The organism is Microcoleus sp. w2-18bC1, from assembly GCF_036700365.1.
GTDB lineage: Bacteria > Cyanobacteriota > Cyanobacteriia > Cyanobacteriales > Microcoleaceae > Microcoleus.
In genome coordinates, this window is the sequence record NZ_JAUBOS010000014.1 from 99,900 (window position 1) to 109,869 (window position 9,970).

Genomic DNA, 9,970 nt, shown 5'->3' on the forward strand with positions numbered 1-9,970 from the left:
CGCAATCTTTAGGTATCCCGCATGAAAGTTAGTTTGCTCCCGGTTTTAAACGACCCTAACCTTGACGCTGCTGCGCCCTCGACGCAGCGCCAGCTAGCTATTTCAGTGTCTGCGACGGCAAGCTCGATCGACTCCAGCGTACCCTTAAACCTGTGCCTGATTCTCGACCACAGTGGTTCGATGGGCGGACGCCCCTTGGAAACCGTCAAACAAGCCGCCGGACGGTTGCTCGACAGGTTGAAGCCCGGGGATCGCTTTTGCGCGGTGGCTTTCGACCACAAAGCCAAAGTCCTCGTCCCCAATCAAATTGTGGGAGATCCCAGCAGCATTAAACGGCAAATTGAGCAATTGCGCTCGGCCGGTGGCACAGCAATTGATGAGGGCATTAAGTTAGGTATTGAAGAGTTGGGCAAAGGCAAAAAAGAAGCTATATCTCAGGCGTTTCTGCTGACTGACGGCGAAAACGAACACGGCGACGACAGCCGCTGTTTGAAGTTGGCTAAATTGGCTGCCGACTACAACATGACTTTAAATTCTCTGGGATTTGGCGATAACTGGAACCAGGATATTCTGGAAAAAATTGCTGATGCTGGCGGCGGTGCTCTGGCTCACATTCAGCGTCCTGAAGATGCGGTTGACGAGTTTGGTAAACTGTTTAGTCGCGTCCAAGGTGTAGGTTTGACTAATGCTTATTTGCTATTTTCCCTAATGCCAAAAGTGCGGTTAGCCGAACTCAAACCGATCGCCCAAGTTGCCCCGGATACGATCGAATTACCGATACAGCAAGAGGGCGATCGTTTTATGGTGCGCCTGGGAGATTTAATGAAGGATATAGAGCGAGTAGTTTTGGCTAATATTTATATTGGACAGTTGCCCGAAGGTACACAGGCGATCGGGCAATTGCAAATTCGCTACGACGATCCGACTGTCGGGCAAGGTTTGCTTTCCGATCCTGTTGCAGTTTCTGCTAATGTCTTAAAAGTTTATCAGCCAGCACTTAACCCGATGGTGCAGCAGCACATTTTAGCTTTGGCTAAATACCGCCAAACTCAACTCGCAGAAACTAGATTGCAACAGGGCGATCGCGCCGGCGCGGCAACGATGTTGCAAACAGCAGCTAAAACTGCTTTGCAAATGGGCGATAAAAGTGCCGCAACTGTGCTGCAAACCTCTGCTACTCGCTTGCAATCTGGTGAACAATTGAGTGAAGCCGATCGCAAGAAAACTCGGATTGCTTCTAAAACTATTTTGAAGTAATCGCGCGATTTGAAATTCTAAATAATTTTAAATTGGGCGATCGGACAATTTGGTGATGCGAAATCGCCTCTACAAAAACGAAACCCGCCTGGGCGCGGGTTTCAATATTCTGAGTCTCGCCTGCAAAAGGCGAAAGTCAGTGTATGCCGATTGTTTCAAGCTGTGGATCGTGTAGAAGCTCGATCGTTTAGAATGTTTGTATCACCTCTCAACAGTGCTTGTAAGCTGTTGTGCATTTAATTTTTAGGTTGAGGGCGGGCAGGATGCCCACCCCATAAGAGGAAAAATTTATTTTAGTATGCAATTTAAATGCGGATTAGCTTATGAGCCAGACAATATCTGATAAAGTACGCTGGACTACCGCCGATTTAGAACTATTGCCCGATAACGGCGATCGTTACGAAATTATTGATGGAGAGTTATTTGTGACCTGGGCAGCACACTGGAATCATCAAGAAGTTTGTGGTAACATTTGCATAGAGTTAAATAATTGGTCACAAAAAACAGGATTAGGAGAATCAGTAATTAGTCCAGGGGTGATTTTTACAGATGTAGATTGTGTTATTCCTGATGTGGTTGGGATTAGCAACGAACGCTTGGCTATCTTGCTAGACGAAGCGGGACATTTAACCGCCGCACCAGAGTTAATTGTTGAAGTGTTATCCCCCGGTGCAGACAATCAGACACGCGATCGAGACGTGAAACTCAGACTCTATTCGGTGCGACGAGTGCAGGAATACTGGGTTGTGAATTGGCAATTGCAGCAAATAGAAGTTTATCGCAGGGAACAAGCAAGTTTAAGGCTCATTGCTACACTGTTGAGCAATGATGAACTAACTTCCCCTTTGTTGCCCGGTTTTAGTTGTTCGGTCGCTCAAATTTTTGCCTAAATTATGAAATCATCATTTTACAATTTAATTGCTACTCTAGTAATCTTTACTATCTTTGGTAATATATCCCCTGCTGTCTCTGCTAAATCCTCAGCAATATTAATAGCTCAAAAAACGATTGTTCAAAATCCTGCTGAAGATTTATTTAATAGTGCTTTAGCCAAATCAGAGGCAGGAGACATTCCAGGGGCGATCGCCGATTACACAGAAGCCATCCGCCTCAACCCGAACTACGCCAAAGCCTACAACAAACGCGGCATCATCCACGGCCGCAATCTCAAAGATTATCCAGCAGCTAAAGCAGATTTCGATCGCGCAATTGAAATTAACCCCAACTACGGCGACGCCTACTACAACCGCGCCAGAGTCCGCGAGTTCTTAGAAGACAAACCGGGGGCGATCGCCGATTATCAAAAAGCAGCAGAACTCTATCAAAAAGATGGCAATACCAACGATTATCAAGATGCCATCAAACATCTTCAAATGCTGCAAGAATAAATGGCTTTTGAAAACATAGTATAATATGCTTCGATCAGCGTTCATCCGCGTCCATCTGCGGTTAAACACTCCAAATTAACTATTCAAAAAATGCCCGAAAATTCCACCGTTACCGTTACCGTACCCGCCACAACCGCCAACCTAGGCCCCGGCTTCGACTGCATCGGCGCCGCTTTAAGCCTCTACAACCGCTTCCAATTCTCCCGACTCGAACCCTCAGCAACCGAGAAACTAAAAATTACTGTTACAGGCAAAGAAACCACCAAAGTTAAGACAGATGACAGCAATCTCGCTTATCAAGCATTTATAAAGTTATACGGATACCTGAACCAATCGCCGCCGCCCGTAGCCATACATATAGATATGCAAGTGCCGCTGGCTAGAGGTTTAGGAAGTTCCGCCACAGCTATTGTCGGTGGGTTAGTTGGTGCAAATGAATTAGCCGGAAAGCCTTTGAGTCAGGTGGAAGTGATGCAATTGGCGATCGAACTTGAAGGACATCCCGACAACGTTGTCCCCGCTTTACTGGGAGGATGTCGCCTCGCTGCTAGCAATGCACCCCCCCAACCCCCCCTTAGTAAGGGGGGGCTAAGAGAAGAATTCCCCCTTACCGACGCGGGGATCACACAATCACCCCCCCTTAGCAAGGGGGGGCAGGGGGGGGGTTCATGGGAGATTTGCGATATTCCCTGGCATCCGAATATTGTGCCCGTGGTAGCCATCCCCGATTTTGAACTTTCTACAGCCGAAGCCCGCAAAGTTTTGCCAGCAGATTACAGTAAGGCTGACGCGATTTTTAATGCTGCACACCTCGGTTTGCTAGTGCGGGCTTTGGAAACTGGCAATGAAAACTGGCTGCGCTGCGCCCTCCAAGACAAAATTCACCAACCTTATCGGCAATCTCTGATTAAGGGATATGAAGCGGTGCAACAAGCTGCTCTGAATGCAGGGGCCTATGAAATGGTAATTAGCGGTGCCGGGCCAACGCTTTTAGCTTTAACGGATATGGCTAACGCCGAGGCGGTTGAAAAAGCGATGGCGGCTGCTTGGATGGAATTTGGGGTCAAGGCTGAGGTAAGGGCGATCGGCCTTGATACTCAAGGCGCGCTAGTCTCCCTTTAATTATTCCAATCCTAGACACACAACATCTACATAACCGTGTTTTGTAGGGGCAATCTCTCGTGGTTGCCCCTCTCGATGGAATTATTCATATTTCTATTCTCTTCCTCTCTCCTTCAAATCTCTGGAATATCAAATCAAGTCTCTTTTCGATAACTTCTGCCATTCCCTCTACAAAATTTTACCTGAAAAAAGTGCAGTCATTGTAGGGGCGGATTCACAAGAATTTCCGGCTACAACCAACCATTTCAAAAACCCGCCCCCACCAACGGTAAATACTGTTAATTAACTGTGACGCAGCGGAATCTCTATCTGAATTTTAGTGCCTTTACCCGGTTCGGAAAAACACTTGAACTCTCCTTTGTGCTGCTCTACAATTATCCGATAGCTGAGAGCAAGTCCCGATGATATGGGTGGTTCCGCAGGTTTTGCTCCCAAAAATGGATCGGAAATTTCGGCTGTGGTATCTTTGCTATGTGCGATGTCGTTATCAGCAATCTCAATCGAAATTCGCTGAGCATCGACCACCTGAGTGGTAATCAAAATCACAGGCTTAAATTTGATGGATTCCAACTCCTCTAACTCTTGAGCCGACTCTTCCAAAGCATCGATCGCGTGATTGATGATATTCAGAAAAGCTTGATTGAGCAGCCCTGCATAACACTCAATCTGTGGCAAATTGCCGAATTGTTTGATCACCTTGATATCTCGCCTTCCCTCGCGAGCCGGCAAGCGGTGCTGCAACAACAACAGAGTATTTTCTAAACCGTCGGAAACATCAAATAACTGCCAGCCCGATCGATCGCTGCGGGAAAAATCCTGTAGCGACAAAATTATTTGGCGTATGCGATCGCTCCCGGTACGCATGGAACTCACAATTTTTAATAAATCGTCGAGTACGAAGTCCACATCCATATCTTGTTGTTTTTGCAGAATTTCTGCTCCGGGATTGACTAGCTCTTTTTGATACAATCGCAGCAGTTCTATTAAATCGGTCGCGTAGCTTTGGACGTGAGTTAGATTGCTGTAAATAAAAGTAATTGGGTTGTTAATTTCGTGGGCTATCCCAGACACCAATTCGCCCAAACTAGACATTTTTTCATTTTGCAGCATTCGATCGCGCGACAGTTGCAATTCTTGCTGGGTTAACTCCAACCGCGCCCTCAACTCGCGCGATCGCTTAGACGCGCGCACCCGCGCCAATAATTCCTGCTTAACTATCGGTTTAAACAGAAAATCATCAAAGGGCGCATCCAATTCTTGAATTTCATCAAATTGCTCCGGTGTTGTCAGCAGAATAAAATAGGCTGTCGCCAATTCTCGTGAAGCGAAGCTATCCCGTAGGGAATCGGCTTTCACCAGCCGGCACACCTCCAAAAAGTTGATTTGAGGCGAAGTCCCGTCGCAAATTATCGCATCGGGGGACAATTCCCTCGCCAAGTCTAAACCCTCCTTGTCGTCGGGAACGACTCTCACCTGATGTCCCTCTTGGCTGAGTAACTCTTGCACAACTTGAAAAGTCACAGTATCCGCGATGATCGCCAGAATCTTTGCCATACTTCTACCACCTCCACAAATTACTTTTTAGGATACAACCGCCAGAATTGTGCTGACAGATTTAAAATTCCAAAATAGTTCAATTCCCTCAAAAAACAGTCCATCCCCGCTCCCTCAAAACAAAAAATAGCTCATACCATTTGAGATTTTATATTTTAGAGTAAAAAATTGGGAATGACTTACTGTATAATAGTTGGGAGCTTGCCTAAAGTTGCAAATTTTTTGGGGACTGCTATCACGAGAAGGTATAATTTTAGACGGGTAATGCAAAAATGCAAATTTTCTCCTTCGTAATTAATGTTACATCAGAGCTTGCGGTCGAAAGACTGCTGAGGGCGATCGCAAATACTTTCTCAAATTGCGCCAGGAAACAATAAAAAACTTTAAAATCAATTAATAGTATCGTCAAATTCACCTTCTCGGTCAGCGCCTGAGAATGCCAATTACCAACACCACCTCAACTTTGATTCAAGCCGAAACACTAGAACTATTAGAATGGCCGCGCCTGTGTCAGCACTTGGCTACCTTCGCGGCCACCAAACTTGGCGTCGCCGCCGCCCTCGACCTCCAAATCCCGGCAACTCAACCTCAAACAGCAGAACTCCTAGCCCAAACTCAGGAAGCTTATCAGTTAGACAGCCGCGCTGGCGGTGCTTTGAGTTTTGAAGGAATCCAAGACATCGGCACTTCGCTGCAGCGAGCCGAACTGCAAGGTTTGCTCAGTGGCGAAGAATTGCTGGCAATTGCTACTACCCTCGCCGGAGCAAGGCAATTGCGCCGGATAATTGACTCTCAGGCAGATGTGCCGACGCTCAAAGAACTGGCATCCCAATTGCGGACTTATCCCGAACTAGAGCAAGAAATCCATCGCTGTATAGACGATCGCGCTCAAGTAGCAGACAGAGCCACTCCTAAATTAGCAGGAATTAGAGTTCAAATGCGACAGTTGCGCGATCGCATTTATCAAATATTGCAGGGGATTTTGCAGCGCCAATCCAACGCCGTACAAGAACAGCTAATTACCCAAAGAAGCGGACGCTTTGTCATTCCCGTCAAAGCTCCCCAAAAAGATGCCATACCGGGCATCGTTCACGACTCCTCGGCTAGCGGTGCGACACTGTACGTAGAACCCCACAGCACAGTCAATCTTAACAACCAAATGCGGCAGTTTCTCAGGCAAGAACAAGCCGAAGAAGAAGCAGTTCGCCGCGCCCTCACCGAGCAAGTCGCAGCAGTCAAACCAGATTTAGACAGATTGGTGGTGGTAGTTACAACTTTAGATTTAGCCGCCGCTAAAGCGCGTTATAGTTTTTGGTTGCAAGCAAATCCGCCGAAATTTATCGAATTGGGAGAGCCAGAATTAGCACCAAAAAATCCCGAAACAGAAGATGAGGAAAAAGAAGATGAGGAAAACTCAGAAAACAGTCAATTGTTAATTCGCAACCTGCGATCGCAAATTACCCTGCGCCAGTTGCGACATCCTTTATTAGTTTGGCAGCAACAGCACGAGCAAGGCTTTCCAGTCGTGCCCGTCGATTTAACGATCGGGCCGCACATCCGCGTCGTCGCCATCACAGGCCCCAACACTGGCGGCAAAACTGTCACCCTCAAAACCTTGGGCTTGGCAGCTTTAATGGCGAAAGCCGGAATGTTTGTTGCCGCCCGCGAACCCGTAGAATTGCCTTGGTTCGACAATATTTTGGCCGATATTGGTGACGAACAATCTTTGCAGCAAAGTTTGTCTACTTTCTCCGGCCATATCCGCCGCATCAGCCGCATTTTAGAAGTTTTACACAATAAATCGCAGGCTGAAGGGGAAGAAAATTCAAACCTTCCAATTACTAATTCCCAACAGCAAGACCTAGAAGTCACAGCTACACAGAACACTGTTTCTGCTCTCCCAATTCTCAAACCTAAATTACAAATTCCCCAACCCCAAATCCTAAATCCCAATTCCCAATTACCAATTCCCAAATCTTTAGTTTTGTTAGACGAAGTAGGAGCGGGGACAGACCCCTCAGAAGGCAGTGCATTGGCGATCGCCCTGTTGCAATACCTCGCCCAACATTCCCTATTAACAGTTGCAACTACCCACTTTGGCGAACTCAAAGCCCTCAAATATCAAGACTCCCGCTTTGAAAATGCCTCAGTAGAATTTGACGACAATTCCATGCAGCCAACCTATCGGTTGCTGTGGGGAATTCCCGGACGTTCCAACGCTCTCACTATTGCCAAAAGACTCGGTTTGCTAACAGAAATAGTCGAAGAAGCTCAAACCTATGTCGGGGGAGCCTCTCAAGATGTCAATCAAGTGATTGCCGGACTCGAAGCACAGCGCCGGAAACAGGAAACCAAAGCCAGAGAAGCAACTCAACTGCTACACCAAACCGAAAAACTGCACAGAGAAGTTTCTCAAAAAGCAGCCGCTTTGCAAGAGCGGGAGCGAGAACTAAAAATAGCTCAGGAAGTGGCAGTAAATGAGGCTATCGGGTCGGCCAAATCAGAAATTGCTCAAATCATTCGTCGCTTGCAGTCGGGCAACCAGACGGCTCAAAATGCCCAACAAGCGACAGAAACCTTAAATCAAATTTCCCAAAAACATCTCCCCTCTCGCCAACAACCGGCTAAACCCAAACCGAGTTTTATGCCGAAAGTGGGCGATCGCATCCGCATTCCCAGCTTGGGCCAAACCGCCGAAGTCCTCAGCGGCCCCGACGCTAACGAAGAGTTGAGCGTTCGGTTTGGGATTATGAAAATGACTGTCAAACTAGGAGAAATTGAATCCCTCGACGGTCAAAAACCGGAAACTAAAGCTCAATTAGCCAAGGCGGCCGCCCAAGCCCAAGCACTGGCTGCGGCTAAAGCTAAGCAAGCAGCGGCGGAACCTGCAAAACCCAATCCCGAAATCGCCATTCGCACTGCTAATAATTCGATCGACCTACGGGGTGCGAGAGTCTCAGACGCAGAAATCGAAATAGACAGAGCTCTTTCCAAAGCCGTGGAATACGGAGTGCTGTGGATAATTCACGGCAAAGGTACGGGACAGTTGCGGCGTGGCGTTCACGAGTTCCTCGCTTCTCACCCGCAGGTTTCCCGCTTTGAGTTGGCTAGTCAAAAAGAAGGGGGTGGAGGTGTGACGGTGGTTTATTTGAAATAGTCAGGATTTACGCATTTCCGGTTGACTCGTAATTATAGCAATCCTTGCATCATTTGTGAATTTCTTACTCCCTCCCCTTAGTAAGGGGAGGGTGGGGGTGGGGTAAAAAATTTACGACTCCTGCAAGGATTGCTATATCTAGTTGTCTGCAGCAAAACCAGTCGCAACGAACATATCATACTGATGCAACCGGAATGGATACTAGACTGCAAATCTGGCATAATTAAGAGTTGATTTACCACTTTAGTAACTGCCTGACTAATGAAAAAAACTCCCTCAAATGAAGTTTTGGTTGGCGACTGTCGTGAAGTGATGAAGACATTGCCAGAAAATTATATTTCTGCGTGTATCACTGACCCACCTTATAATTATGAATTTATTGGTCATAAATGGGATGACTCAGAAATTCAAAGGCGTATTGAAAGAGTCAATGGCAAGGCAAATAAAACCCTTGTTAAAAACATTCCTTATGGCAGTGGTTTAGCAGGTGGAGTCAGAAACGAAAAATGGTATCAAAGGAATCGCAACAACACTCTGGATTATGAAAAGTGGTGCTTTGATTGGGGTGAGCAGCTTTTTCGGATCTGCAAACCGGGTGCGACTGTTTTAGTTTTTAACAGCACACGGACTGTTGCTCACGTACAAGTAGCACTTGAAAGTGCTGGTTTCTATGCGAGAGATATTCTTGTGTATAAAAGATCCAGTGGTATCCCTAAAGGTGTCAATATCAAACAACAGTTAGAGAAGAAAGGATATGAAAACTCTGAAAAATGGGAGGGTTGGCACAGTTGTCTGAGGAACGAATGGGAAGCAATCTGCGTACTTCAAAAACCACTGGTCAATAATTACTTGGAAACTCTACAGGAGTATGGTACTGGTCTATTTTATACTAAAGATCAGTTCGGTGGTTTTCAGTCAAATATTTTAGAAGGTATACAGCGTGAGAAAACCGAGGAGTTTAACGTCCATTGCACCGTTAAACCAATCGCTCTCATGAGAAAGCTGGTCGAAATATTTGTACCGCGTTTGGAAAATTCTATTCTAATCGATCCTTTCGCAGGATCGGGAACCACCTTGCTGGCGGCGCAAGAATTTGGCATTAGGTATGTTGGCATTGAAATAGTACCTGACTACATAGAGATTATCAACAAGCGCCTTAATAGTTTCAGCGGTATACAGGGAATTCTCCCACTTTTTCAATAAGAAATGACTTTAAATCAAACCCGCTTATTGTTTTTATGAACTCAAACGAATCGTCGCCTGTGTAAACTTTCCAAGTCCCTACTTGGCACGCTGTAATAGCTGCGGGTAAATTATCTTTTCTAAGAATCAAAAATACGGGTTCGTAATTATAAGTACGAAGCAGTTGGCCATAAGATTTGAACTTTTTCAGCGTTCCAGAGTCTCCTGAGCCAATAAGCTGTTGTGCATTTAAAACGCATAGTGGTATAATATAACATAATGATATTCAGACAAAGTGAATGCCTGCTAA

7 protein-coding genes are annotated in these 9,970 nt (G+C 46.2%); 6 read left to right on the top strand and 1 reads right to left on the bottom strand.

Going from position 1 to position 9,970, the window contains the following annotated elements:
* The first annotated feature begins 21 nt into the window (after positions 1-21).
* The 4 genes from QT979_RS11095 (at position 22) to thrB (ending at position 3,767) form a co-directional block, all read left to right on the top strand.
* Positions 22-1,257 carry a VWA domain-containing protein gene (locus QT979_RS11095; RefSeq protein ID WP_333209300.1) on the top strand — a complete coding sequence of 412 codons (1,236 nt, stop codon included), beginning with the start codon at positions 22-24 and terminating at the stop codon, positions 1,255-1,257.
* A 323-nt stretch (positions 1,258-1,580) separates the two neighbouring features.
* Positions 1,581-2,147 carry a Uma2 family endonuclease gene (locus QT979_RS11100; RefSeq protein ID WP_333209302.1) on the top strand — a complete coding sequence of 189 codons (567 nt, stop codon included), beginning with the start codon at positions 1,581-1,583 and terminating at the stop codon, positions 2,145-2,147.
* Between the two features lie 3 nt (positions 2,148-2,150).
* Positions 2,151-2,645: a tetratricopeptide repeat protein gene (locus QT979_RS11105; protein ID WP_333209303.1), complete on the top strand. Its 495-nt coding sequence runs from the start codon at positions 2,151-2,153 to the stop codon at positions 2,643-2,645.
* A gap of 90 nt (positions 2,646-2,735) precedes the next feature.
* Positions 2,736-3,767, top strand: a complete 1,032-nt coding sequence (gene thrB / locus QT979_RS11110; RefSeq protein ID WP_333209305.1) for a homoserine kinase — start codon at positions 2,736-2,738, stop codon at positions 3,765-3,767.
* 282 nt (positions 3,768-4,049) lie between these two features.
* On the opposite strand, the gene QT979_RS11115 is transcribed toward thrB, so the two are convergent.
* Complete coding sequence (locus QT979_RS11115; RefSeq protein ID WP_333309866.1) at positions 4,050-5,321, bottom strand: ATP-binding protein; 1,272 nt, start codon at positions 5,319-5,321, stop codon at positions 4,050-4,052.
* Between the two features lie 463 nt (positions 5,322-5,784).
* On the opposite strand from QT979_RS11115, the gene QT979_RS11120 reads away from it, so the two are divergent.
* Both QT979_RS11120 and QT979_RS11125 read left to right on the top strand, forming a co-directional pair.
* On the top strand, positions 5,785-8,478 hold the full coding sequence (locus tag QT979_RS11120) for an endonuclease MutS2 (protein ID WP_333309873.1): 2,694 nt from the start codon (positions 5,785-5,787) through the stop codon (positions 8,476-8,478).
* 261 nt (positions 8,479-8,739) lie between these two features.
* Positions 8,740-9,681: a site-specific DNA-methyltransferase gene (locus QT979_RS11125; protein ID WP_333309869.1), complete on the top strand. Its 942-nt coding sequence runs from the start codon at positions 8,740-8,742 to the stop codon at positions 9,679-9,681.
* Positions 9,682-9,970: the final 289 nt, after the last annotated feature.

What these genes read in the sequence shown, in the direction of transcription:
- QT979_RS11125 (WP_333309869.1), top strand. Translation starts at nt 8,740, where the DNA reads ATGAAAAAAACTCCCTCAAATGAAGTTTTGGTTGGCGACTGTCGTGAA.
- QT979_RS11115 (WP_333309866.1), bottom strand. Translation starts at nt 5,321, where the DNA reads ATGGCAAAGATTCTGGCGATCATCGCGGATACTGTGACTTTTCAAGTT.
- QT979_RS11105 (WP_333209303.1), top strand. Translation starts at nt 2,151, where the DNA reads ATGAAATCATCATTTTACAATTTAATTGCTACTCTAGTAATCTTTACT.
- QT979_RS11100 (WP_333209302.1), top strand. Translation starts at nt 1,581, where the DNA reads ATGAGCCAGACAATATCTGATAAAGTACGCTGGACTACCGCCGATTTA.
- thrB (WP_333209305.1), top strand. Translation starts at nt 2,736, where the DNA reads ATGCCCGAAAATTCCACCGTTACCGTTACCGTACCCGCCACAACCGCC.
- QT979_RS11095 (WP_333209300.1), top strand. Translation starts at nt 22, where the DNA reads ATGAAAGTTAGTTTGCTCCCGGTTTTAAACGACCCTAACCTTGACGCT.